19 protein-coding genes are annotated in these 23,486 nt (G+C 71.6%); 9 read left to right on the top strand and 10 right to left on the bottom strand.

Translation table 11 applies throughout. The features are described from left to right. Position 1: 1 nt before the first annotated feature. Positions 2 to 556, bottom strand: a complete 555-nt coding sequence (locus FOH10_RS14980; RefSeq protein WP_029928764.1) for a flavodoxin domain-containing protein — start codon at positions 554 to 556, stop codon at positions 2 to 4. 134 nt (positions 557 to 690) lie between these two features. Beyond that, positions 691 to 2,262, bottom strand: a complete 1,572-nt coding sequence (locus tag FOH10_RS14975) for an ABC1 kinase family protein (RefSeq protein ID WP_186000844.1) — start codon at positions 2,260 to 2,262, stop codon at positions 691 to 693. Between FOH10_RS14975 and FOH10_RS34820 the strand changes: the two genes are divergently transcribed. Together FOH10_RS34820 and FOH10_RS14970 are read left to right on the top strand one after the other, a co-directional pair. After that, the gene (locus tag FOH10_RS34820; RefSeq protein WP_186000843.1) at positions 2,261 to 2,416 is read left to right on the top strand and encodes a hypothetical protein; all 156 of its coding nucleotides are present in this window, start codon (positions 2,261 to 2,263) and stop codon (positions 2,414 to 2,416) included. The genes FOH10_RS14975 and FOH10_RS34820 overlap by 2 nt on opposite strands. 60 nt (positions 2,417 to 2,476) lie before the next feature. Further along, on the top strand, positions 2,477 to 3,280 hold the full coding sequence (locus tag FOH10_RS14970; protein ID WP_143981173.1) for a sigma 54 modulation/S30EA ribosomal C-terminal domain-containing protein: 804 nt from the start codon (positions 2,477 to 2,479) through the stop codon (positions 3,278 to 3,280). Between the two features lie 49 nt (positions 3,281 to 3,329). On the opposite strand, the gene FOH10_RS14965 is transcribed toward FOH10_RS14970, so the two are convergent. Beyond that, positions 3,330 to 4,034: a CBS domain-containing protein gene (locus FOH10_RS14965; RefSeq protein ID WP_143981172.1), complete on the bottom strand. Its 705-nt coding sequence runs from the start codon at positions 4,032 to 4,034 to the stop codon at positions 3,330 to 3,332. A 179-nt stretch (positions 4,035 to 4,213) separates the two neighbouring features. Here FOH10_RS14965 and FOH10_RS14960 point away from each other — a divergent pair, with 179 nt between their 5' ends. Then, on the top strand, positions 4,214 to 4,711 hold the full coding sequence (locus tag FOH10_RS14960) for a hypothetical protein (RefSeq protein WP_143981171.1): 498 nt from the start codon (positions 4,214 to 4,216) through the stop codon (positions 4,709 to 4,711). A gap of 52 nt (positions 4,712 to 4,763) precedes the next feature. Here the strand turns inward: FOH10_RS14960 and FOH10_RS14955 are convergent, their stop codons facing one another. After that, a complete protein-coding gene (locus FOH10_RS14955; RefSeq protein WP_186000842.1) occupies positions 4,764 to 5,693 on the bottom strand; it encodes a universal stress protein in 930 nt (309 codons plus the stop codon). 168 nt (positions 5,694 to 5,861) lie between these two features. On the opposite strand from FOH10_RS14955, the gene FOH10_RS14950 reads away from it, so the two are divergent. From FOH10_RS14950 to FOH10_RS14925, 6 genes are all read left to right on the top strand, one after another. After that, positions 5,862 to 7,454, top strand: a complete 1,593-nt coding sequence (locus FOH10_RS14950; protein WP_143981169.1) for an NADH-ubiquinone oxidoreductase-F iron-sulfur binding region domain-containing protein — start codon at positions 5,862 to 5,864, stop codon at positions 7,452 to 7,454. Further along, positions 7,454 to 10,147 (top strand): formate dehydrogenase subunit alpha, encoded by a 2,694-nt coding sequence (fdhF, locus tag FOH10_RS14945; RefSeq protein ID WP_143981168.1) that lies wholly within the window; start codon positions 7,454 to 7,456, stop codon positions 10,145 to 10,147. Before FOH10_RS14950 ends, fdhF begins: the two co-directional genes overlap by 1 nt. Beyond that, the gene (locus FOH10_RS14940) at positions 10,144 to 10,566 is read left to right on the top strand and encodes an Hsp20/alpha crystallin family protein (protein WP_143981167.1); all 423 of its coding nucleotides are present in this window, start codon (positions 10,144 to 10,146) and stop codon (positions 10,564 to 10,566) included. The genes fdhF and FOH10_RS14940 overlap by 4 nt, the downstream gene beginning before the upstream one ends. A gap of 7 nt (positions 10,567 to 10,573) precedes the next feature. Next, positions 10,574 to 11,557: a 1-phosphofructokinase family hexose kinase gene (locus FOH10_RS14935; RefSeq protein WP_186000841.1), complete on the top strand. Its 984-nt coding sequence runs from the start codon at positions 10,574 to 10,576 to the stop codon at positions 11,555 to 11,557. Positions 11,558 to 11,618: 61 nt separating this feature from the next. Next, on the top strand, positions 11,619 to 12,998 hold the full coding sequence (locus FOH10_RS14930) for a wax ester/triacylglycerol synthase family O-acyltransferase (RefSeq protein ID WP_143981166.1): 1,380 nt from the start codon (positions 11,619 to 11,621) through the stop codon (positions 12,996 to 12,998). A gap of 377 nt (positions 12,999 to 13,375) precedes the next feature. After that, the gene (locus FOH10_RS14925) at positions 13,376 to 13,801 is read left to right on the top strand and encodes a pyridoxamine 5'-phosphate oxidase family protein (protein ID WP_029928743.1); all 426 of its coding nucleotides are present in this window, start codon (positions 13,376 to 13,378) and stop codon (positions 13,799 to 13,801) included. A gap of 59 nt (positions 13,802 to 13,860) precedes the next feature. Here the strand turns inward: FOH10_RS14925 and FOH10_RS14920 are convergent, their stop codons facing one another. The 6 genes from FOH10_RS14920 to FOH10_RS14900 all read right to left on the bottom strand — a co-directional run bounded on the left by FOH10_RS14920 (position 13,861) and on the right by FOH10_RS14900 (position 23,435). Beyond that, on the bottom strand, positions 13,861 to 16,728 hold the full coding sequence (locus FOH10_RS14920) for an alkaline phosphatase D family protein (RefSeq protein WP_143981165.1): 2,868 nt from the start codon (positions 16,726 to 16,728) through the stop codon (positions 13,861 to 13,863). Continuing rightward, the gene (locus tag FOH10_RS14915; protein ID WP_186000840.1) at positions 16,712 to 19,033 is read right to left on the bottom strand and encodes a PEP/pyruvate-binding domain-containing protein; all 2,322 of its coding nucleotides are present in this window, start codon (positions 19,031 to 19,033) and stop codon (positions 16,712 to 16,714) included. Before FOH10_RS14915 ends, FOH10_RS14920 begins: the two co-directional genes overlap by 17 nt. Then, entirely contained in the window at positions 19,030 to 19,335 is a 306-nt protein-coding gene (locus FOH10_RS34815; RefSeq protein WP_186000839.1) for a hypothetical protein, read from the bottom strand. Before FOH10_RS34815 ends, FOH10_RS14915 begins: the two co-directional genes overlap by 4 nt. Positions 19,336 to 19,529: 194 nt before the next feature. Further along, on the bottom strand, positions 19,530 to 20,573 hold the full coding sequence (locus FOH10_RS14910) for an HAD-IC family P-type ATPase (RefSeq protein WP_186000838.1): 1,044 nt from the start codon (positions 20,571 to 20,573) through the stop codon (positions 19,530 to 19,532). Further along, the gene (locus FOH10_RS14905) at positions 20,509 to 22,923 is read right to left on the bottom strand and encodes a P-type ATPase actuator domain-containing protein (RefSeq protein ID WP_143981162.1); all 2,415 of its coding nucleotides are present in this window, start codon (positions 22,921 to 22,923) and stop codon (positions 20,509 to 20,511) included. Before FOH10_RS14905 ends, FOH10_RS14910 begins: the two co-directional genes overlap by 65 nt. Beyond that, positions 22,920 to 23,435 (bottom strand): flavodoxin domain-containing protein, encoded by a 516-nt coding sequence (locus FOH10_RS14900; RefSeq protein WP_029928736.1) that lies wholly within the window; start codon positions 23,433 to 23,435, stop codon positions 22,920 to 22,922. Before FOH10_RS14900 ends, FOH10_RS14905 begins: the two co-directional genes overlap by 4 nt. Positions 23,436 to 23,486 lie beyond the last annotated feature (51 nt).

Here is a 23,486-nt window from a genome sequence, read left to right as displayed (position 1 = left end):
CTCACTGGTGTGTCGGGTTGACGGAAATCGACGGCAGCCGAAGGGAATCGGCGATGGTGTCGGCCCAGCGGCGGATATCGTCCCAGTCGCGCAGATCGCCGTAGCGGCCGCCGCCCATCGCCAGATAGATGAGGTGGACCCACAGCGGCACGCCGTCGCGGTCCATCCGCCCGGCGAAGGTGCGGCTGCCCTCGACACCCATCGAGGTGCCGATCGAGGCCAGTTTGCCCGCCCACTGTCCGGCGAACCAGCGTCCGACGGGACCGCGCAGCGCCGGGGCGAGACCCACGGCGAACAGCCACGTCGGGCGGCTGTCCAGTGCGTCCCGATGGGTGCGCGCGTACTCGTGCATCGTCGGCAGCAGATCCGTATTGTGCACGGCGCTGCCCAGCACGACGGCGTCGAAATGCGCCAGCTCGGGCGCCTGCGTCACGGAGGTGACTTCGACCGCGGCTCCGCGCGCGGACAGGTGCGCGCCGAGGAATTCGGCGACCCCACGGGTGGAACCCGCTGCGGTTGCGTACAGAATCGCGATACGCGGTGTTCGACTTGCCATGGGAACAGCGTCGCGTGTGGGCGGCGCACTCGGGAGAGGCGTCCTGCCCGCGCCGACCGGGACCAATGTCCCCGAACGGCGTCCCCGAACGCGCGGATCCCGTTCGCGTACGGGCGTTCTCGGTGCGGCTGCGCTCATCGCGGCCGCAGCCCTCGTAGCAGCCACCCGCCGCCCGCCACGGTCGCTACCGCGGGCAGCCAGCTACGTGGTGGTGGAGGTGCGACCGCGGCGGTGAGCTGATCCAGCACTCCCCGGTGCCGCAGCGTATCGGCGAGATCGACGAGCAGATCGGGCATATCGAGGGCGAGGGCGAGATAGTCGATGCGCTGTTCGCGCAGCGTGGCCCAGAGATTGGCCGGGGTGGGCAGCAGCGCCAGCAGCAGTTGCGGCAGCAGGGGCCGCAGCAGCGTCGACAGGTCGAGATCGGGGCGGATCACCCGCGCCGTCGACTCCAGGGTGACCAGTGATCGGCACAGCAGCATGAGTTCGCGTGGGAAGACGATGCCGAAACTGCTGCCGAGTCCCAGATCTCGCAGCAGCAGTTGGGCCGCGGTCATGCCGGTCTCCGCCTCGTACCAGTCCTCCACCAGATCGGCCACGGCATCGCGGAAGCCACGCGGATCCGCGCCGGGGCGCAGGGTGGACATGCGCAGTAGTTGGGTGCCGACCGAGGCGTAGTCGCCACCGATGAGGGCCAGCAGCATGAGTCCCATGCGGCGGCGCTGAACACGGTCGAGGCGGCCGAACATGCCGAAATCGAGCAGGCACACGCGGTTGTCGGGCAGCAGCAGGATATTGCCGGGGTGCGGATCGGCGTGGAACAGCCCGTCGGTGAACAGCTGCCGCACCATCCAGCTGGCACCGGCGGCCAACACCTTCTCCGGATCGATGCCCGCCACCGTCAGTTCCGCGGCGGGTGCGGGTTCCAGACCGTCGATGAGGTCGGTGGTCAGCACCCGCGAGGTACTGAGCTGCCGGTGCACCGCGGGCACCACGAACCGGTGGTCGGCGGCGCTGTTGCGGCGGATCTGCTCGGAAACCATTGCCTCACGGCGGAAGTCGAGCTCCCGGGTAGTGTAGGCGGCCAGCTCGTCGACCGCGTCGGTGGGGCGGAAAGCCAGTGCGCCGGGGCGATGGCGTTCGATGGATCCGGCCATCCACCGCAGCAGGGCCAGGTCGCGGGCGACCAGTTCGCTCACCCCGGGCCGCTGCACCTTCACCGCCACCCGCCTGCCGTCGGGCAGCATGGCGCGGTGGACCTGGGAGAGGGAGGCCGCGGCGAACGGTTCGGGTTCGAAGTCGCGGAAGAGCCGACGCAGCGGGGCGCGCAGTTCGAGTTCGACCGTCTGGCGGGCCGCAGCGGCGTCGAAGGGCACCGCGTGCGTGTGCAGGCGTTGCAGGGCCTGGGCGTAGGGGAGCGGGAGGTAGTCGGGGCGCAGCGCCAGCATCTGCCCGAGCTTGACGAAGGTGGGGCCGAGTTGTTCGAGCACTTCGCGAATGCGGTCCGGCAGCGGGTGTTCCAGGGCCAGATGATGTGGGCACTGGTCGAGTCCGGCCGCGCAGTGCAGTCGGCAGCGCAGCGATCCGCATTCGCGGACCGTCAAAGCGTCTCCGAGCCAGCTGGTTTCGCTGCTCCACAGCACCCGGCCGATCTGCGACGCGCGGGCGACCCGCGCCCGGATGCCCACATGTGACGATCGCGCCATGACTCCGCCTTCCGTCGTCGGCACCTCCACGCTCGCCCGCCGCCACGTCATCGCGATAGGGGATATCGGAATCGCCCGGCAGGTCCTCGGTCAGCAGTCGCGCCGGGGTGCGCGCCGTATGGCGGGGATGGTCGAACGGGTCGTCGCCTGGTGACCAAAGGCCCTCCGCACGCGCCGATCGCGATGGCACAGTGCCTGACAAGGAGGTTCTGCGATGTTGCTGCAGCGTTCAACGGAGCCGGAGTCGATGCTGACGGTGTCGGTCGGTCACCACGTCTCGGCCGCGGGTGCGGCCTATGCCCGGGAGAAGGTCGGGCACGCCCTGACGTTCGCGCCCGAACCGGTACTCGCCGCGCGGGTGCGGCTCACCGGTCACCGGGATCCGGCGGTGTCGGAATCGGTGGTGGCACAGGCGAATGTGAATATGCAGGGCCGCCCGGTCCGGGTCCAGGTGCGGGCGGCGTCGACCCGGGAGGCGGTCGATCTGCTGGCGGATCGGCTGCGCGCCCGGCTGCTGCGCCTGACCCGGAACTGGGAGGCGGTGCGCCACCGTCGGACGCCCGCCCGCCCGCACGAGTGGCGACACGGCGCGTCCGCTCGGACCTCGCTGCCCTATTTCCCGCGTCCCGTGGAGGAGCGAGAGGTGCTGCGCCGTAAGTCCTATGCTCTCGGTACCGAGACCTGCGACGGGGCCGCCGCCGAGATGGACCTGCTGGACTACGATTTCCACCTTTTCGTCGAATCCGGAACCGGCCAGGACAGTGTGCTCTACCACGCCGACGACGCCGGTTTCCGCCTGGCCCAGCTGGATCCCCGCCCCGACGACGTCGCCCGCGGCAGCACCCCGGTCATGATCAGCCTGGCCCCCGCGATCGTCACCGACCTCCCCGGCGCCATCGACCGCCTGGAGGTCACCGGCTGGCCGTTCGTCTTCTACCGCGACCCCGACCTCGGCCGCGGCTGCGTCGTCTACCACCGCTACGACGGCCACTACGGCGTGATCGTGCCGGCGCGCTGACGGCACCCGGTGGCGGGCGGGGCCGTGCCGATGCCCGTCACCGCGGTGGTCAGGGGTTACGGGTGAGGGTGCCGTCGGGGCCGGTGTTCTCCATCGTGGTTTCCGGTCGGGTTTCGTCGACCTCCGCGGTGAGGTCGGTGACGACGTCCACCACGCCGTCGACGGCGGCGGTGAGCACCCTGATGATCTCGATCATGCTGCCGCGCTCCACCGTTCCGCTCAGGGTGACCACACCCTGGTCGACTGCGACGGAAACCGCTGAGTGGGGTACGGACATGGCGCGGCGCAGCACCTCGTCACGGACTTCCGCGGCGAGCTCCGGGTCGGGGCGGCGGTACACGCTGAGCAGGTCCTTGCGGCTGACGATGCCGCGCAGCACCCGGTCGGGGCCGAGTACGGGTAGGCGCTTCACGTGCTGGCGGGCCATGAGGGCGGCGGCTGTGGTGAGCCGGGCCCCGGCGTCCACCGTCACCACGGGTGCGCTCATCAGATCCGCGGCCGTGCGGCCGGTGCCGCGCTGGCTGAACAGTCTGCGGCGCAGGGCCTGCCAGGCGGATACGGGTGCCACGCCTGCTTGGCGGCCGATCAGGTCGGCCTCGGTGACGATGCCGACCACCCGGCGGTGTGCGTCGATGACCGGGACGCCGCTGACCGCGTGTTCGGCCATGGTGCGAACGATGCCGTGGAAGGGCATGTCCACCGGCACCGTGATCACGTCCTGGGTCATGACGTCCGCGACTCGTTTATGCCTCATAGCGTGAGTGTCCGCCGCCGCATCGGCGGTGGGACAGGGCCGAAACGGGGGTGCGGGCGGGACTTTCGGCCCTGCGCGGCGTTGGTGCGCCGGAATCGAGTGCCGAACTACTCTGTCGGATTCGCTCTATCTGCCGAATCCTCGTTTACAGGAGTGTTTTTCGATATCAGGGGTGTGCCATGAACAGCGCCGCTACGGAGGAACAGTACGCGCCCGCGGGGGAGGAGCGGCCGATGAGGGCCTATGTCGCGGACGTCTCGGTCGACGACGGTCCGGCCACCCCCATGCTGTGCCTGCTGACGAGGACGGGCGAGGTGGTCATTCCCACCGTGCCCGACGATCCCCCGGTACCCGACGGCATGACGCATGTGGTGCGCGTCGAGCCACGCCGACCGTGGGCGAACCTCGCTCCTGGACAGTCTGTCTCGGCTCCCGACGACTACCGGTTGTGGCATCTGGGGGTCGGGAGCTCGGGTTCGAGCCCGATGGCGGGCGCGGCCCCGCTCGCTCTCACCGTCGGCACCGCGGCGGTGCCCCGTTCGCTGACTCGGACGCGCCCCGCTCCGGGACCCGCCGCGCACGATGGCGTCCGGCTGGCTCTCGCGGCCGTTGCGGCGTTGTCCGGTGCGGTGGGCGTGGTGCTGATCGTCCGCGCGTTGCGCGCCCGCACCGAATGACTCTCGGGCAGTTGACCTTCGGAGGGCGCGGCAGCAGGTGCTGCCGCGCCCGTCACGGCGTGCGGGGCTGTGCCGCAGCCGACGTGTCGGGCAGTGCGGCGGGCGCGTCGGGAATGAGCAGTACCGGGCAGGGCGCATGGTGGACGAGGTCGCGGGCGATGCGCCGGAGGCGGGACGGGTAGTCGGCGGTGCCGTCGTTGCCGATGACGACGAGGCGGGCCGCGGTGCTGAAACGTTCGACGGCGCTCACCGCGTCACCGACGACGGTGATCGGCCGCACCGAGACGGTGGGGAAGTCGCGCTGGCAGTGCCGGATCCGGGCGTCGGACACCACCGCGCCGACCGGGGCGGGGTAGCCCGGGGCGGCCCAGGAACGACCCTGCCAGAGTCGGGCGACCACGACATCGGTGCGCAGGGCCGCGGCGGCCCGGAAGGCGTGCCGCAGGGCGGGCCGGGCCGTATGCCATGCCGAGACCACCACCAGCACCGGTCCGGACCCGGCGGGGGTGCGGCGGATCAGGGCTACCGGGCAGCGTGCCGCCCGACTCACCGCCAGCGCGGTCGAACCCAGCACCATATGCGCGAAGAGTCCGATATCGGCGGCGCCGAGCGCGATCAGGTCGGCGGACCGGGACAGTTCCAGCAGCTCCCGATCGGCGTGGCCGTGCCGGATGTCGACAACTATGTCGAGGGGAGCGGTCGACTCCAGCTCCGCCGTGGACCGGAGCGCGGTGCGCCGGGCGCTGTCGAGCGCGGCGACCGCTTGCCGATGACGGCTGCCCCCGGGCCGGTACTGCGGACGGTCCAGGGGTGGGAGCACGTAGACCAGGCGCAACGGCGCGGAACGGGACAGCGCCGCCGCGGCCGCCCATTCGACCGCGCGCAACGCGGCGGCGGAGCCGTCGACTCCGACGACGACGGGTGGCTGTCGGTCGGCACCGTGGGGCGGGCCGGGGCGTCGTTGCGGTGTCTGCGGGTCCATGGTCTCAGCGTCTGTGCTCGGCGACCGCGCGAGTAGAGGCGGCGCGCCCGTCACGGCCGGGACCAAAGACCTTGCGGGAGTGGGCTGGGCGGCCCTCCCGACACCGAGGTGTCCGAGCGCACAGTAGTCGGTGCCGGCCACCGATGAGCCGGGGCAGAGGGAGTGGCTATGGCGAGTCGACCCCGCGATTGGACGGCGGTTCGGGCGCACCGCGTCACCGCCTCCGTGACCGGCTGGTTGCGGGACGCGGCCGATGCGCACGGTGAAATCCGGCGCGGCGATATCGACGCCGTCGCCACGGCGGCACATCTGCCCCTGGCCACGGTGGCCGGCTCCGCGTCGTTCTATGCCGATCTGACCGAGCCGCGACCGATCAGCGTGTGTGACGGCACCGGATGCTTCGTAGCGCGCGGTGGCCGCCCGGCGGAGCCGGGCGCGGACGAGCGATCGGTGTACTGCCTCGGAAGCTGTTATGCCGCACCGGCGGAACTGCACGGCGATACCCTGCTGAGCGGTCCGCAGCGCACACCCGCACCGCCGATTCCCTACACCTGCCGCGCCGCGGAACCGGTGGTGCTCGCCGGACTGGTCGGTGACGCGCAGCCCTGGCAGGTGTGGACCGAGGTGCTCGAGACCCGCCGCCCGCACGAGATCTGGCACGAGGTGGTGCGGTCGGGGCTGCGCGGCCGGGGCGGCGCCGAATACGTGGTGAGCGCCAAATGGCGTGCGGCCGTCCGGAATCCGGGCCCCCGCTATGTGATCGCCAATGGCGACGAGGGCGATCCGGGTTCGTACTGCGACCGGCTGCTCATGGAATACGACCCGCACCGGGTGCTGGAGGGGATGGCGCTGTGCGGCGCGGCGGTGGGGGCCGACCGGGGCATCGTCCTGGTCCGTTCGGAGTATCCGGCGGCGGCGCGGACGATGCGTGCCGCCATCGACCAGGCACGCGCATCGGGGCAGCTGGGCCGCGACATCCACGGGTCCGGACTCGACTTCGACGTGACCGTGAAGATCGGCGCGGGCGCGTATGTGGCCGGTGAGGAGACCGCGCTGCTGCGTTCCCTGGAGGGATTGCGCGGCACGGTGCAGACCCGACCGCCCTACCCGACCGAATGCGGCTACGGTGGCCGTCCGACCGTGCTGCAGAATGTCGAGACCCTCGCGGCGGTGCCGTGGATCGTGCGCAACTGCGGTGAGTCGTACGCGAAGTTGGGGCGGCCCGAGGAGACGGGCACCAAACTCGTCTGCCTGAACTCCGAATTCACTCGGCCCGGCGTGTACGAGGTGGAGTTCGGCGCTTCACTGCGCTGGATCGTCGAGGACCTCGGCGGTGGGCTGCGCGACGGACATCGGTTGCGGGCCCTCCAAGTCGGCGGCCCCCTGGGTGGATTCCTCGCCCCCGACGAACTCGATATCGGACTGGCCACCGCGGACCTGGCGGAGCGGGGCGTGAGCCTCGGACACGGCAGCCTGGTCGCGGTGCCGGACACTGTCGGCGCGGTGGATCTGCTGCGGCAGCTGTGGACCTTCGCCGCCCGGGAGAGCTGCGGAGCCTGCGCCCCGTGCCGGGTGGGCACCCGGCGCGGACAGGAGCTGGCCGAGCGCATGGACGCCGCCGCACCCGACGCCGACGCGACGATGCGGCGTCTGCTCGACATCATGCGCACCGGCAGCATGTGCGCGTTCGGTACCGGGGTGGCGGCGGCGGTCCGAAGCCTGTTGCGCGTCTACGGAATCCACGACCGGGGGTGGCTGTGATGGTCCGTGTGTACGTGGCCGGTACGCCGGTCGAGACCGCCGACGCGGCGACGGTGCTGGATGCCATCCGGGCGTCCAGTCGTGACCTGCCCACCCTGTGCCACGACGATCGGCTGATGCCGCGCGGTTCCTGTCGTATCTGCCTGGTCGCCGCGGACCGACGCGCGGTCGCGGCCTGCACCACACCGGTCCATGACGGCATGATGATCGACCCCGGCGATCCGGTGGCCCGTGCCGCCGCCCGCGGCACCCTCGAGTTGATCGTCTCCGAATTGCCCGCCCGTGCGCTCGGCATACCGCCTGAGCGCAGTGAACTGGTGCGCGTCTGTGCGAGCGTCGGCGTCGAGCGGGGTGCGTTCACCGGCGCTGTGCACACCCGCGGCACCGACGATTCGCATCCCTATATCGGCGTCGACCGGGACCTCTGCATCGCCTGTGGCCGCTGCGTCGCCATGTGCGCCGATGTCCAGGGCACCTTCGCACTGGAATTGGCCGGTCGCGGCTTCGACACCGTCGTCACCGCCGGCGACGGCGGTGCGTGGGCGCAGTCGCCGTGTGTGTCGTGCGGTGGCTGTGTCGACTCCTGTCCGACCGGCGCGCTCTACGACAAGCACGCCGTGGGCCGCACCGCGACCGCGACGACCACCACGACCTGCGGCTACTGCGGTGTCGGCTGCGCACTCGACGTGCACACCGACGCGGCGGGCATCGTGGCCGTGACCCCGACCCACCACGCACCGGTCAATCGCGGACACGCCTGTGTGAAGGGGCGTTTCGCTCACGGGTTCGTGACATCCGGTGACCGTCTCACCCAACCGCTGCTGCGCGCGGCGGGGCGTGGATCGCCATTGCGACCAGCCACCTGGGAGGAGGCCCTCGCGTACATCGCGCGGGAGCTGACCCGGGTGCGCGATACCCACGGCGGCGACGCCATCGGCATGATCTGTTCCGCGCGCGCCACCAACGAGGAGAACTACCTCGCGCAGAAGATCGCCCGAACGGTCCTGCGCACCAACAATATCGACAACTGCTCCCGGCTGTGCCACGCACCGACCGCGGCCGGGCTCACCGCGTCGTTCGGGTTCGCGGGCGGCACCAACTCCTTCGACGACCTCGACCGCGCCGACTGCATTCTGGTCGCGGGGGCCAATCCCACCGAAGCGCATCCGGTGGTCGGTTCCCGGATCGTGCACCGCGTGCACGCCGGGGCGCGCCTGGTGGTGGTGGATCCGCGCCGGACCGAACTGGCGGACCTGGCGGATGTGCACCTGCGGGGCGTACCGGGGTCGAACGTGGCCGTCTTCAACGCGCTGGCCCGCCTGCTGCTCGACTCCGGCCAGGTGGACCACGACTATCTGCGTGACCGCACCACCGGCCTGGACGAATTGACGGCCCTGCTCGCCGACTACTCCGCCGAGCGGGTGGCCGCTGTCGCGGGCGTGCCCGCGTCGGCGCTGGCCGACGCCGCCCGCCTGTTCGGCAGCGCGCGCCACCCGGTGATCCTGTATGGCCTGGGCATCACCGAACACGCCCACGGCACCGACGGGGTGCGCACCCTGGCCAATCTGGCCCTGTTGCGCGGGACCGTCGGCACCGCGGACGGCTGCGGGGTGCTGCCCCTGCGCGGGCAGAACAATGTGCAGGGCGCATCGGATATGGGTGCGCTGCCCGATGTGCTGCCCGGCTATCAGCGGCTCGCCGATCCCGCCGTGCGCGAACGGTTCTCCCGCGGGTGGGGAGTGCCGATACCCGAGCGGCCGGGCCTGCGCATCCCCGCCATGTTCGGCGCGGCACTCGACGGCGGCCTGCGGGCGCTCTACGTCATCGGTGAGGATCTGGTCAGCTCCGACCCCGACGCCGGACATGTGCGCGCCGCCCTGGCCGCCTGTGAACTCGTCATCAGCCAGGACGTCTTCCTTTCGCGCACCGCCGAACTGGCGGACGTGGTGCTTCCGGCCGCGTCGTTCCTCGAGAAGGACGGCACCTTCGTCAATTTCGACCGCCGCTTCCAACGCGTCCGCCCGGCACTCGACCCACCGGGCGGGGTCCGCACCGACTTCGACATCCTGCGCGCGGTGGCGGCCGCCCTGGGAGCCGATCCCGGGTGCCCGACCCCCGCGGCGGCGCTCGACGAATGCGCGCGCCTCACACCGGCTTTCGGCGGGATCTCGCACGATCGGCTGGACCGGGTCGGACCGCTGCACTGGCCGTGCCCGGACCCCGGCCACCCCGGCACCCCCGTCCTGCACCTGGACCGTTTCGCCACCGCCGACGGCCGTGCGGCGCTGGCGGCGCGGCCATATCTGCCGCCGGGCGAGGAACCGGACGCGGAGTATCCGTTCGTCCTGGTGACGGGTCGCCGACTGGCGCACTACAACACCGGATCCATGACCCGGCGCACCCCCAACGCCGAACTGCTCGCGGGCGAAACCCTGGACATCGCACCCGATGACGCGGCAGCGCTCGGGGTGGCGGCGGGTGATCCCGTGGAGATCCGCAGCCGCCGCGGCCGGATGGTGCTGCCGGCGCGCCCCACCGACGAGGTCGCGCCCGGACAGGTCTTCACCGCCTTCCACTTCCCGCAGGCCCCTACCAACGAGCTCACCTCGCGGTCCGCCGACGAGGTCACCGATTGTCCGGAGTACAAGGTCACCGCGGTAACCCTGCGGTCGTTCACCGAGGAGAGAAAATGAGTCTGTTGTCCGTACACCGTCACCCGGGTTCGCTGCTGCCCGATGTCGCCGATCTGTGGAATTCCGTACTGCCGCCGGATGTCCCGATGTTCGGCGCGCACCTGCTGCGGGTCGAGGACACCGTCGAGGACGGGCGCTACGTCATTCGCGCCGAGATCCCCGGCATCGACCCCGCCGACGCCCAGGTGTCCGTGCAGAACGGTCAGCTCACCATCAAGGCCGAGCGCACCGAACGCAAAGAGGACAAGGGCCGCTCGGAATTCCGGTACGGTTCCTTCGTACGTACCGTCGCACTGCCGCCGGGTGCGCAGGAGGACGCCATCGACGCCACCTACGCGAAGGGCATACTGACCGTCACGGTGCCCATGTCCGAGCCGCAGTCGCAGGCGAAGTCGATCGAAGTCAAATCCGGCGAGTAGGTGAACCATGTCGGTCGTCACGCTGACGATGAACCCCGCGATCGATATCGCGACCGGCACCGAGCGTCTCGTGGCGACCGACAAGATGCGCTGTACGCCACCGCGATTCGATCCCGGTGGCGGCGGCGTCAACGCCGCGCGCACGGTCGCGGCGCTGGATGTGCCGGTCACCGCCGTCTTCCCGACGGGTGGCCCGGCGGGCGCGCAGTTCGAGGAACTGGTGCGCGACGCCGGAGTCGCCTACCGGAAGGTTCCGGTGGCCGGACACACCCGGGAGAATCTCGCCGTCACCGATGAGAACACGCGCGAGCAGTACCGTTTCGTATTCCCCGGTCCCCGCCTGACCAACCGCGAACAGCATCGCTGCCTGGCGGCGGTGGAGAAGCTGGCCCGCAATGCCCGCTACGTCATCGCCAGCGGCACGCTGCCGCCGGGTGTTCCGGCCGACTTCTACCAGTGGCTGGCCGATATCCTGTCCGATCTCGACGTGCGCCTGGTGCTCGACACCTCGGGCGCGCCGCTGCGGGCGATGCGCGGCGGCGTGCATCTGATGAAACCGAGTGTGCGGGAACTGTCCGACTATGTCGGACGACCGCTCGTCGGGCGCGCCGACCAGGTGGCGGCGGCACGCGGGCTCGTCGACAGCGGAGTCAGCGAGATCGTGCTGGTATCGCTGGGCGCGTCGGGCGCGTTCGCGGTCACCCGGGACACCGAGCGGTGGTACGCGCCGATCCAGGTGGGCGTGCGCAGCGGTATCGGGGCCGGTGACGCCATGGTGGGCGGCACCACCGTGGGTCTGGCTCGCGGCTATCGGCTCGATGACGCGGTGCGGCTCGGAATCGCCGCGGCGACAGCGGCATTGGTGACGCCGGGCTCGCAGCCGGGGTCGCGCTGCCGCATTCTGGACCTGTATCGGGAACTCACCACGGGCGCGGGGATGGACGAAGGTCCCCACGATGTCCTGCGTTCGACCCGTGTGCGCGGTGACTGATTGCGCGACGCTGGAGTATGCCGGAAAACCGGTGGCCCACTTCGCAGGACAGGCCCGCACGATGACCGAACTACACCCGCTGGATTCCAGTTTCATGGAGCTCGAGGACGCCGACCGGCATGTCAGCCTCGGTATCGGCGCGGTGGCGATCCTCTCGGGTCCGCCGCCGACGCGTACGGAAGTCGTCGAGGCCATCACGGGTCGGCTGGCGAGGCAGCCGCGGTTGCGGCAGCGGGTCCGGCGCGGACCCCTCGACCTGGTCGCCCCCGTCTGGGAGGACGATCCGGATTTCGATGTGGCGCACCATATCCGATGGACCGCGCTGCCGGATCCGGGGGATGACGCGGCCCTGTGCGAATTCGTCGCGACCGAATTGGCGGAGCGGCTCGACCGCGATCACCCGCTCTGGCAGTGCGTCGTGGTGGAACGGCTGGCGAAGGAGCGCTGGGCCCTGCTCATCAAGGCGCATCACAGCCTGGTGGACGGGGTGTCGGGCGTATCGCTGTTCGAGAGCCTGTGCGACGAGACAGCCGCATCGGAGCCGGGCGCACCCGCGGTCGCCGAGTCCGCTGGATCGGCGGCGACGGCCGTGGAGTCGACCGGTGCGAGCTGGATCGACGCCCTGCGCCAGGGTGCGCGACTGCCGCTGGAGTTGCCCGGGCAGCTGCTCGGCCTGGTGACCGGTCTGCTTCCGGTGGCCTACGCCGCCGTCACGCCCGCGCCGCCGTCGTCGCTGATCGGGGCCATCGGCCGCCAGCGCCGCTACGCCATCGCCCGCACCAGGCTGAGCGAGGCCCGCGAGATCGGCGCGGCATTCGGCGCGACCGTCAACGACGTGGTGCTGGCCGCGATCACCGCCGCCTACCGCACCCTGCTGCTGCACCGGGGCGAACAGCCCACCGCGCAGACACTGCGCGTCCTGGTGCCGGTCTCCATGCGCCCCGACACCGCGAAATACGTTCCCGACAACCGGGTGTCGGCCATGCTGCCGCTGCTTCCCCTCGATCTCGCCGATCCGGTACAACGGTTGACCACCATTCACGAACACCTCGCGCGACACAAGGCCAGCGGTGCGCCGCACGCCGAGAAGTCGCTGCTGGCGCTGGCGGACCGGCTGCCCTTCGCACCCGTCGCCTGGGGCGTGCGACTGCTCGGACATCTGCCTCAGCGCGGAGTGGGCGCGGTCGCGACCAATGTGCCCGGTCCGCGCCGGCCGCTGACCATGTACGGCAGGCGGGTCCTGGAACTGCTGCCCGCGGTGCCGATCGCGCTGCGCGTGCGCACCGGCATCGCCATTCTCAGCTACGACGACCAGCTGAACTTCGGCATCACCGGCGACTACGACAGCACCGCGGACCTCTCCGTGCTGGCGGAGGCCGTCGAAGCGGAGTTCCGGACCCTGCTGGCGCGGGTGCGTCGGCACAGCCCCAGCCCGGTCTGATCGTCGTCCGCTCGCGATGGGACCAAGGTCCCCACCCGGCGAGGACGCGACCGGTCCGAAGCGTCGCCGAAGGGCGGCGCCGCCGGTGACCATCGCTCCTACGGCGAGCCGGGCGACCGGCGGACCATTGAGATATGAGAAGGATCGATCCGGTGCCTCGGGCGAGGCGGACGACAACGGCGTCGTTCGGATGATCGGGTGTCGCGACGACGAGGTCGCGGCGTTGTTCCGGTCATCGTGCTCGGCCGAGTGGGACGTGGTGCGTGAGTCGGGTCTCGAATCGTGCGCAGAGGACTTTTTCCCCTGTCGCGAACTCGCGGCCGTTGGTGTGATGGATGACTGTTGACGAGTAGAGGTAACAGGGAGGCGACCGCCGCGTGTTTTCCACCGAGCAGGAACACCAGTTGGTGGAGTTGGACCGAGCCGAGGCGATGAGTCTGCTCGCCTCGGTGCCGTTCGGCCGTGTGGTGTTCACCCGCAATGCGCTGCCCGCCATTCGCCCGGTCAACCATCTGGTCGGTGACGGGGAGATCGTGGTGGTGCGCACCCGGGTCGACTCCGGCCTGAGCGCCACCGTGCGCGCCCGCCAGAACACGGTCGTCGCCTTCGAGGCCGACGATATCGATCCGATTCGGCGCGTGGGCTGGTCGGTCGTCGTCACCGGTTTCGCCCGCGTCCTCACCGATCCGAATCGGATCGAACGCTACGAGCGGCTGCTACGCCCGTGGGTCGACCGCGTCATGGATACCGTGATCATCATCGAACCCACCCTGGTCTCCGGAGTGCGCCTCGTCGCGCCGTGAGCGGCGCGGACCACAAACGACACGGCCCGCGCCGCAACTGCCCGCCGCGGCCCCACCCGTTACGGTGCGGCAGCGCTCACCGTGAACTCGTAGTCGACCAGAACCGTTCCATCCCAACGCTTCCCCGTGAGCGTGACGGTCACCGTGCGGCCGTCGTCGGCGACGTCGACCACCCCGTACTGCCCGCCGCCCGGGTACGCGCCCTCGCTGTAGGGCCCGCCCTTCACATTGCCGGGCCGGTCCAGGGCCGCGGCGTGCAGGACCGGGAAACCGTGACCGCCCGTCGTCGAGTAGTCGCTGTTGGTGCCGTCGTCGATGGCGACCATATGGGCGTCACCTGCCACCATGAGCAGATTGCGCACCCCGGCGGCCGCGATGGCGTCGGCGATGCGGGCCCGCTCGTCCGGATGTCCGGCCCAACTGTCGGATCCGGGTTCGGCGCCGCCGATCCACGGCATCGAATTGCCCCACACCACCAGGGCGTGGGTGCGGCTGGACCGCACGATCTCGTCGATGAGCCAGGCCAGTTGTTCGGCGCCGAGCATGGTGGTGTCGGTTTCCGCGGAACGGGTGTCGGTGAGGATGAAACGGACGCGCCCCAGCGTGAACGCCTGGTTGATGGTGCCGCCGGGGGACGGGAACGCGTAGTGCGGGACCGTGGTGCCGAAGGCGGTGCGGGAGGCGTCGCGGCCGGGGGCCTCGGCTCCGGCGTCGTTGGGCCCGTAGTCGTGGTCGTCCCAGACGTAGGCGATCGGGGCGCTGCGGTAGAAGGCGGCCTGGCCCGGTTGGGTGAGCAGCCGGTCGTAGGCGTCGAAGAACGGTCCGGTTTCGGTGCTTTCGATATTGCCGTAGTGCAGATCGCCGAGAGCGAGGTGGAACAGCGGGTTCTCGGCGGTGAGCGCGTCGAACACGGCGCCGTTGGAGCCCACCCGGGCGCAGGCCCCGGCGGTGAAGCGGAATGACATCGGGCCCACCGACGGCGTGGTGAAACGGCCTGTGCCACGGGAGGTGTCGGCTTCGCCGTCCACCACCACCGTGTACCGGTAGGACGTATCGGGTCGTAGCCCCGCGGCATCCATGCGCACGATGCGGTGTGCCCCCGCGGCCACGGCCGCAGTGTCGACGGTCCCGGAGCCGTCCGCGGCGGTGATCCGCAGCCCGGCCGTCCGATATCCGTCGGCCAGGCGTGCGGTGACGGCGATGCCGTCCGCGCGCAGCGCACCCGACCACACCCAGTCCACCCGGTCCACCGCCAGCGCGGGCGCGGAACTGTCCGGATGCGTCGGCCCGAACTGGATGGCGTACACCCGATTCGCCCCGAACCAGGTGGTCGCCAACAGCAGCACGGTGACCAGCGCGAGCGCCACCAGCTCCCCGGCGGTGCGCCGATGCTGCCAGCTCAGCCACAGCAGCACGGCGGGCACCATGGCCCCGGCCGTCAACGCCATGGCGTAGCTCGGCTGGTACTCGATGGCGGCGAAGATACCCAGACAGGTGGCCGCGAAGGCGATGAGCACCGCGCCGATCGCCTCCCACCGCCACGCGAGCAACGCTCCCACCGACACCACGCCCGCGAGTGCCAGCTGTGCGGGCTTCTCGACGGCCGAGCCGAAGACGAAACCCTCCTCGCTGGCCGGTATGCCGACGGTCACGGTGAGCACGGCCAGCGTCACCGCCACGGCCGCGGCCGAGAGGTGCGCGAGCATGCGGACCACCGAGGCGGCGGGCATGGTCAGGTGAACGACTCCGCGCGGTGGGTGCCGATGCTGCACCGGCGACCACGGACAGCCCCGGCAGGCCACGTGGGCGCGCGGCATGGCGATCAGCCAGCGCGCCCCGAACACCAGCGCCAGACCGACGGCCGCGCCGCCCAGCACATCGGTGGGCCAATGCCAGCCGTCGGCGACCCGGCTCACCGCCGCGCCGACGGCGACCGTGCCGAAGATCAGCGTGAGCGGTGTGACGACGCCGCGCCGATCGAGCAGCGTCGCCACCGCGAGCGGCACCAGTCCGGCCACGATCACCGCCTGGATCACATGCCCGGAGGGATACGAATCCAGTGCCCCGGCCATCGGTCCGTCCAGCGGGCGCGGCCGGTCGACGAGGACGCGCAAGGTCACGCTGGCGAGCAGACCGAAACCGGTCGCGGCGGCGTAGGCCACCGCCAGGGCGCGGCAGCGCATGGCCGCCAAGCCGACCAGGATGACATACACCAGGACCGTCGGGGTGGCGAAGGCCCGATCGGTGAAGTCGGTCCAGAACGGGATCGACAGTCCGGCGAACCAGTTCTCGACGTAGGCGTCGAATCCCTCGACCACGTACGGGGACGCGCCGAGGATGAGCGAGAGCAGCGCCGCCGCGGCCGTGGCGGCCATGAAGCCCGCGCCGAGACGCCAGCTGGGGCGCCCCAGCCACTCGTCACCGTCCACCGGCCGGGTGGTCAGCAGCGAATTGGTGAGTGCCCGGCTCCACCGGGCGGGCGGGCGCGGATAGCGGGCGAAGACGATCGCCGCGATCACGCCGTAGTACACCGCCGCGCCCGCCACCGCGAGCGAGACGATCAGCAGCCAGGCGATATCGGCCACCCACCCGGGCTGCTGGAAGAAGTTGGCGATCGAACCGATGGTCACGTACAGCGCCCCGCCCAGCAGCGTGATCGCGATCAGCAGATACACCGGCCGCGGGCGCAGGCCGCGGCGCGCGGCCGAATCCGGGGTGCCGGGGCCCATGGTGAAGCGGGCGACGGCGTGCCCGTCGATGCCCGCGCGCTTGGCCCGCGAGGCATCGCCGCTGGTGCGCACGAGTTCGCGGAGTTCACTGGCGAGCCAGAACAGCAGTCCCACGCCCATGATGGCGGGGACGAAGATGTGGGAGCCGGTGCCGCCGAACAGTTCGGCGCGGCGGCGGTCGTCAGCGTGGGTGCGCATCGGGGGGTCCTTCGTCGAGCAGGGTCACGATGCCGGTGTCGCCGTCGACCTCCACCGGGCGGCCGTCGAGGGCGCGCGCCGCACCGGGCAGGTTGAAGACGGCGGGTACACCGAACTCGCGGGCCAGGATCGCCGCGTGCGAGAGCGGGCCGCCCTGTTCGATGACCATCGCGCCGCAGCGCATGAGCAGCGGCGCCCAGGACGGGTCGGTGGTCACCGCCACCAGCACCTCGTCGGTGCCGATCGACTGCTCGGGTGCGTCGAGATGCCGTGCGGTGCCGCGGAATCGGCCGCTGCCCGCCGCCCAACCGGTGAGTCGTCGTCCGGTCGGCACCGCGGTCGCGGTGGGGCCGGGGACGCCGCGGAAGTGCTGCGGCAGCGGATCGCGCTGTTCCTGGCGGGCCAGCCAGCGGCGACGGTGCGCGAGCGTGGCCGGGGCGGGCGGTGTGCCGTCGACGAGTGCGGGACGCAGTTCCCGCACCCGCAGCAATTCCACCTCCGCCGGTTCGGCCAGTGCGCCGCGCGCGGTGAGGCGGCGGCCGATCTCCAGGTGCACGCGCCGAATCTCCCCGCCCAGCAACAGGATCGCCTTCTTGGCGCGCTCCCGGCGTTCGAGCTGTTCGGCGGCCTCGTGGGCGAGCCGCTGGATCTGCCGGTGGCGCAGCCAGCGCGGGACCGCGGCACTCGGCCAGCGTTCGGTCTGCTCGAGCGTCGTCATGACCTGGTCGAAGGCGGCGGCACGGTCACCGACCGCGGTGGGGGAGAGGGGTTTTCGGCCCAGCTCCAACCAGGTGGGGCCGGCCGGGATCGCCGCCGACGCCCGCGGTGAGGCGCTGATGACCCGTTCCGGGACCACCAGGGCGTCCGCGAGCCGCCGGGCCTGCTCCGCGGGGACGTAGCGGCGCAGCACCGCCCGCAGCCCGGTGTGAATGGCCCCGGCGTCGGCGGCCACGCTGATCTCGGCGGCCATGGCGCGGGTGGCGAGGTCGATCAGCGCCAGCTGGTAGCGCAGCAGCTCGTGCGGCGGCAGACAGTCGAGAATCCTGGCGCGGGCGTCGATCTCACCGCTCGCCTGGATCGCCACATCGGCATCGAAGCGGGCATGCCGACGCACCGCCGCGGCCCGCAGCCGGTGGCGCACCGCCGCCGGGCCGGAATGCGTGGGCAACCCGGACACGCCCTGGGCGACGCCGGTGGCGGCGGCGTCCAGGGCGGCACGGCCGTGCACCCGCCGCAGCAGCCCGTGCGCGGTGGTCGGCGTGGTGGCCGACAGTGCGCCGAGACCGTCCAGGAGGGTGCGCAGCGCCTCCTCGACCAAGAAGGAGCACACCTCCCAGCGCAGCGGCGGCAGGACGCCGGGCAGCATCTCGGCGATACCCGCGGTGGTCAGTTCGCGGTCGGCCGGCTCCGGAGGCGGACTGTCGAACGGATCGTCCGCGGCGGTGGTCACCGTGATCGGCCGGGCCTGCACGATCCAGATCCGGGTGCCGTCCCACGCCCATTCCACATCCTGCGGGCAGCCCGCGCGCCGTTCGATCTCGCGCGCCGCGGCGAGCAGCGGGGCGATCTCGGGGGCGGCGTCGGCGGGTACGGTGCCGTGGTCGAGCCGCAGCACCCGCGGCGTCTGCTTACCGGAGACCAGCACGTCGGCGAGACCGGTGACGGTTTCGATGCGCACGGTGCCGGGCGGGGCGGTCGGATCCTGGGTGAACAGCACGCCGCTGCGCCGCGCCGGGACCATCGGCATGACGAGCGCGGCCATCGCCACCCCGTCCTCCGGAATGCCGAGCGCGGCGCGGTAGGCCCGCGGGGCCGGGTGGTGCAGTGACGAGAACACGGTCAACACAGCGTGTTCCACCGCCGCGCCGTCGTGCGGGTCCACATCCAGCACCGAGTCGTACTGTCCGGCGAACGAGGACGCGGCCATATCCTCCACCGTCGCCGACGAGCGAATGGCCACCGGTCGGCCGTCGCCGATCCGCGCGACGATATCGCGCACCGCCGCGGCGATGTCGCCGGGCAGTCCGGCCTGCTGGAATGCCGCGTCCACGGTCGCGGTCTCGACCTGCTCGCCATCCGCCAGCCGCGCCAGCACGGCCGCGACCCCGGGCCGTCGCGCGACCGCCCGATAGGCGGCGGCGGTGACACAGGCGGCGGCCGGCACCGGAATTCCCCACCTGACCAACCGGTCCAAGGCGGCGGCCTTACCGCCGACCTCCTCCCCGCCCGCACCGCTGCCATCGAGCATCCGCACCGGATCGTCGGCCGTGGCGCGGATATCGCCGCGATCGGCCGTGCGCGTCACGGCTGCCTCTCGTCGTCGCCGATGATGCCCGCTCGGTACGCGGCGATCGCGCGGTCGGCCACCCGGTGCACGGGCTCCCCGCCCTCGGCGGCCCGCTGTGCCAGCCAGCGCGCCAGATCGGTCCGCACGGACAGCGTGGCCCGGCCCCCGAACCGCACCAGCCCCAGCACACCGAGCAGCCCGATGATGCCGAATACCGTCACCAGATCCCAGGTGCGCCCGGTCGCGGCGTCGATCAGCCCGACGATCGCGGCCGCGACGACGCCGAACCACAGTGCCCGGGTCCGCCGATTCGGCGTCATTCCCGACCTCCACGACGAATACCATTGCGTGTCATGGTGGTTCTCCTTCTACGTCGAGCTGTTCGGTCCATTCGATCAGCGCCGAACGGACCGATGTAGGGGCCACGGTCCCGGGATGTGGGGACGATGGTCGCGGATGAGCGGAGCGCGACAGCACATCGACCGCTCGGTCCGCGTGCCGACGTGGCGTTGGATCAACGATGGCCGTGGGCGGCGACCGCGGTGCCGACGCTCGCCACGGTGGCGATACCCCACCCGAGCGGCCCGAGCGGGCGGCAGCCGAAGAAATAGCTGGTCGGCGGGAACTGAACGAGTGCGAAGAGCGCCGCGGCGGAACCGAGGGCGGCCGCGAGCACCAGGGGATCGCCGTGCGAATCGCGGGCGGTCTGGGCCAACTGTGTGCCGACCAGAGCGGCGAATCCGACGGTCCCGGCCTGCCGGGGCGGGCAGAGCAGCCGCGCGGTCAGCCAACCGGCCGCGGCCGCGGTACCGGTCGCCATCGCACGGGCGGTGACATCGCGCCGCAATGCCGTGCCTACCGCCGAATCCGGCCCCTCGGACAACAGCATGGCCGGGGTGATGCCGCGCGGTGGACGGGCGGCCACCACCAGGGCGGGCAGCAGGTCCGTGAGCAGATTGACCGCCAGCAGCTGGCGGGCGTTGAGCGCCGGGCTCCGGTCCAGCAGTGCCGAGCCGACGGTGAAGGCGATCTCGCCGAAGTTACCGCCGACCAGCATGGAGACGCTGTCGCGCACCGAACGCCACATGGCGCGGCTCTCGATGACGGCGTCCACGATGGTCTCGATGTGTTCGTCGGTGACGACGATATCGGCGGCCTGTTTGGCGGCCGGGGTGCTGCGCGGCCCCAGCGCGATGCCCACATCCGCCAATCGGATGGCCGGCGCGTCGTTGGCGCCGTCGCCGGTCACCGCGACGATGTGACCCGCACGGCGCAGCGCGCCCACGATGGCGGCCTTGTGCACCGGTGAGACGCGCGCGAATACCGCTGTCTCGGCGACGAGTTCGGCCAGTTCGGCCTCGGTTCGGGTCTCGACCTCCGCACCGGTGATGACCCGGCCGCCGGTGCGCAGCCCGAGTTCGGTGGCGATACCGAGCGCGGTACGCGGATGGTCACCGGTGAGCATGACGGCGTCCACGCCCGCGGCGCGCAGATCACGCACCGCCGCGGCGGCGGTAGGCCGCACCGGGTCGGCCAGGCAGAGCAGTCCGGCGAACACCAGGCGCTCGATGCGGTCGCTGTCGAGTTCGCCGCGCTGGGAGGTCGTCGAGGCGGGCCGCGACCCCGCTGGCGGACTCGCCGCTGGCGGACTCGCCGCTGTCGGCGAGCCGCCCGCTGCGGCCGGTCTCGGTCTCCGCGCCGACGGCCACCACCACGGCGGCGCCGCTGCCGGCCACCACATCGGTGCCCGCGTACAGCATGCTGGCGCGCTCGGCCACCTCGGCGGCGTCGACGGGTGCGGGATCCTTGGGCACCGGTAGCGATTCACCGGTCAGACTGGATTCGTCCACCTCGAGATGGTCCGCGTCGAGCAGGCGGCAGTCGGCGGGTACGGCATCACCCGCTCGCAGCACCACGATATCGCCGACCACGAGTTCGCTGGCGGGCGTGATGCTTTCCCGCCCCTGTCGCCGCAGCCGGGCCTGCAGGGAACCGATCTCGGCGAGGCGGCGCACCGCGCGACCGGCCGCCGTCCGCTGCACCGCGCCCAGCAGCGCGTTGCCCATCATCACCAGGGAGACCAGTCCGGCGTCGAACACCGATCCGCTGGCCGCCGACACACCCGCACCCGCGGCCAGCGGTGCGGTGAGCGGGGTGTCGAGTTCGGACAGTGTTGCCCGCCACAGGGTTTCAGCGGGTTCTGCGGCATCCGTGGGCGCGGTGCGCCGCTGGGCCGCCTGTTGATCGGTCAATCCGGGCAGACCGGTGCCGAGGGCGGCGAGCGCCTCGTCCACGGGCATGGCATGCCAGGGCGTGCTGTCGCTCGGCGCGGGTGGGGCTTGCCGGGCCAGTGCGCCGACCGACCAGATGCCGGTCGCGACGGCCGCCAACGCGGCCAGTCCGACCGGCAAGGTGCCGCGCTGGCAGGCCCCGCGTTGCGGGCCGAGCAGACCCAGCACCGCCCCGGATATCGAGCCGAGCAGGGCCAGTCGCACCCCACGCGCGCTGTTGCCTCCGGCCGCACCGCAGCCGCGCAGCAGCAGCCATGCCTCGGAAAGGCCGGGGCCACACAGGATATCGGCCGCCCACGGTGGGGTACGGCCGTCGGTGAGGATGCCGATGGCGCAGTCGGCGGCGGCCAATCCGGGGGCATTGTGCCCCGCGATCAAGGCGACCGTATGTCCCTGCGCCTGGAGTTCCCGCACCGACGCGGCCAGGTGGGGTCCGCCGCCCAGACTGTCATCGGCGCCGACTCGCTCGGCCAGCCCGGAACTGCGGGGTGCGACGACGACGCGGCCGACGCGGTGGGCGGCGGCCAGCACCGCGTCGGTGAGTGGATCGAGTCTGCCCTCGGCGTCGACGAGCACCTGCGCGTCGATCACCACGGTGTCGATGCGGTCGAGCAATGCCAGCGCGGCCGGATCACGAACCAGCACACCACGATCGCACAGGGTGCGGGCGAGCGCGGCCGTATAGGCGGCAGCACCCATATCGGCGGCGCGTGGCGCACCGATCACAATGGCCCCTGCGGCGCGGGTGAGCCCGGCGACGGGAAGGAGCAGGGCCGCCGCACTCACCGTGACCGCACCCGCTTTCCGCTCGTACCGCTGGACGGGACCCGGCGGCAGGGGTGTCGGACGGGCGTCGGGTGCTGGCTGTGCCTGTGCGGCCGCCGCGCGGGCGGTGGTGGTGAGCTGTGCCGCCCGCCGTTCCCAGGCGTGGCGGCGGGCCAGGGCGGCGGGGAGTTCCACCGCGCGCAGCCCAGCATCGGCCAGCGCCGAGAGCGGATTGCGGCTGGCCGCCGAGACGGCCGAACCGGCCAGCGACAGCACGGCATCGACCCGCACCGCTCCGAATCGGCTGTCGAGTCCCGTGCGCAAGCCGGGAATCAGATCGACCGCGTGCACGGCGGCGATCGACTCGGGCGGAAGAGACAGCGGGGGTGCAAGCCGTCCCACCAGTCCGACCACGGCTCCGGTCAGATCGCCGCCGAGCGCGACCAATTCATCGAAGATCGGTTCGAAGCTGGCCGGATGCAGCGGTCTGTCCCGAGGCCGACCGGTCATGGCGTACTCGTGCTCCACGTGGGCGACGGTCTCGCTCAGACGCGCCACATTGACCCGCTCGGGATCGAAGTCGACGATCACGTCGCCGAGGATCCCGTTGACCGCCACCCAGCGCACCCCGTCGAGTGCGCCCACCGCGCTGCGCAGTGCGGCGGGATAGTCCGCGGGCGCGTCGACGTGATGCACCCCGCGGGCCTCGATGTGGGCGCGACCGTCGCGCGCCCAGATCTGTCTCCCGGCGGCCTCGTTGCGTACCGCACGCACGGTATCGCCCGCCAATGCCGTGACGAACCGAACCGCCGCGCCGAGCCCGAACACCGCTGCCGCCGACGTGGGCTTCACCGCGCGGGCGGTGTGGACAGGTCGGTGGCGATCGCGGCGGCCCAGGCTCGGATGCGTGCACGGTCGCGGAAGTCACCGGCGGAGTTCTTGGCCATCGCCGACGCCGGGAAGCCGCGTGCGTCCGGGAGCAGTCGCCCGCCGAAGATCGTGTAGCCGCGGGCGTTCACCCGTGCGGCGGCCTTGCGGACGGCACGGGCGCCGAAGATCTTGTCCGGGTCCACCCGGTCGGCCGAATCATCCAGCGGCCCACTGCCGAACATCCATACCGGATGGTCCGGGAGGGTGCGATGGAAGCGACGGACGAAGCCGCGGGCGTGGCGATGCCAGCGGCCCGCGTACAGCGCCCCGCCCAGCACGATCGCGCCGTAGCGTTCGAGGGAGCGCACCTCGGCGGCGGATCGGACCTCGGCGGTGACGTGTTCGGCGCGCAGCGTGTCACCGATCCACTCGGCGATTTCGGCGGTGCCGCCGCGCTTGGATCCGTAGGCCACCAGAACGGTATCCACAATCATGACGAACCTCCTCGTGCTCGATTCCACTCCGGTCGAGACTCGCGGCCCAGG

Origin of the sequence: Nocardia otitidiscaviarum (assembly GCF_007362295.1) — a bacterium.
Lineage (GTDB): Bacteria > Actinomycetota > Actinomycetes > Mycobacteriales > Mycobacteriaceae > Nocardia > Nocardia otitidiscaviarum.
The sequence above is the reverse complement of the archived record's forward strand: the minus strand, read 5'-3'. Positions and strand labels throughout refer to the sequence as shown.

Excerpts from the sequence above, each read along its gene's own strand:
- FOH10_RS14980 (WP_029928764.1), bottom strand. The coding sequence starts at position 556 with ATGGCAAGTCGAACACCGCGTATCGCGATTCTGTACGCAACCGCAGCG.
- FOH10_RS34820 (WP_186000843.1), top strand. The coding sequence starts at position 2,261 with ATGACTCCGCCTTCCGTCGTCGGCACCTCCACGCTCGCCCGCCGCCAC.
- FOH10_RS14975 (WP_186000844.1), bottom strand. The coding sequence starts at position 2,262 with ATGGCGCGATCGTCACATGTGGGCATCCGGGCGCGGGTCGCCCGCGCG.
- FOH10_RS14970 (WP_143981173.1), top strand. The coding sequence starts at position 2,477 with ATGTTGCTGCAGCGTTCAACGGAGCCGGAGTCGATGCTGACGGTGTCG.
- FOH10_RS14965 (WP_143981172.1), bottom strand. The coding sequence starts at position 4,034 with ATGAGGCATAAACGAGTCGCGGACGTCATGACCCAGGACGTGATCACG.
- FOH10_RS14960 (WP_143981171.1), top strand. The coding sequence starts at position 4,214 with ATGAACAGCGCCGCTACGGAGGAACAGTACGCGCCCGCGGGGGAGGAG.
- FOH10_RS14955 (WP_186000842.1), bottom strand. The coding sequence starts at position 5,693 with ATGGACCCGCAGACACCGCAACGACGCCCCGGCCCGCCCCACGGTGCC.
- FOH10_RS14950 (WP_143981169.1), top strand. The coding sequence starts at position 5,862 with ATGGCGAGTCGACCCCGCGATTGGACGGCGGTTCGGGCGCACCGCGTC.
- fdhF (WP_143981168.1), top strand. The coding sequence starts at position 7,454 with ATGGTCCGTGTGTACGTGGCCGGTACGCCGGTCGAGACCGCCGACGCG.
- FOH10_RS14940 (WP_143981167.1), top strand. The coding sequence starts at position 10,144 with ATGAGTCTGTTGTCCGTACACCGTCACCCGGGTTCGCTGCTGCCCGAT.
- FOH10_RS14935 (WP_186000841.1), top strand. The coding sequence starts at position 10,574 with ATGTCGGTCGTCACGCTGACGATGAACCCCGCGATCGATATCGCGACC.
- FOH10_RS14930 (WP_143981166.1), top strand. The coding sequence starts at position 11,619 with ATGACCGAACTACACCCGCTGGATTCCAGTTTCATGGAGCTCGAGGAC.
- FOH10_RS14920 (WP_143981165.1), bottom strand. The coding sequence starts at position 16,728 with ATGCGCACCCACGCTGACGACCGCCGCCGCGCCGAACTGTTCGGCGGC.
- FOH10_RS34815 (WP_186000839.1), bottom strand. The coding sequence starts at position 19,335 with ATGACGCCGAATCGGCGGACCCGGGCACTGTGGTTCGGCGTCGTCGCG.
- FOH10_RS14900 (WP_029928736.1), bottom strand. The coding sequence starts at position 23,435 with ATGATTGTGGATACCGTTCTGGTGGCCTACGGATCCAAGCGCGGCGGC.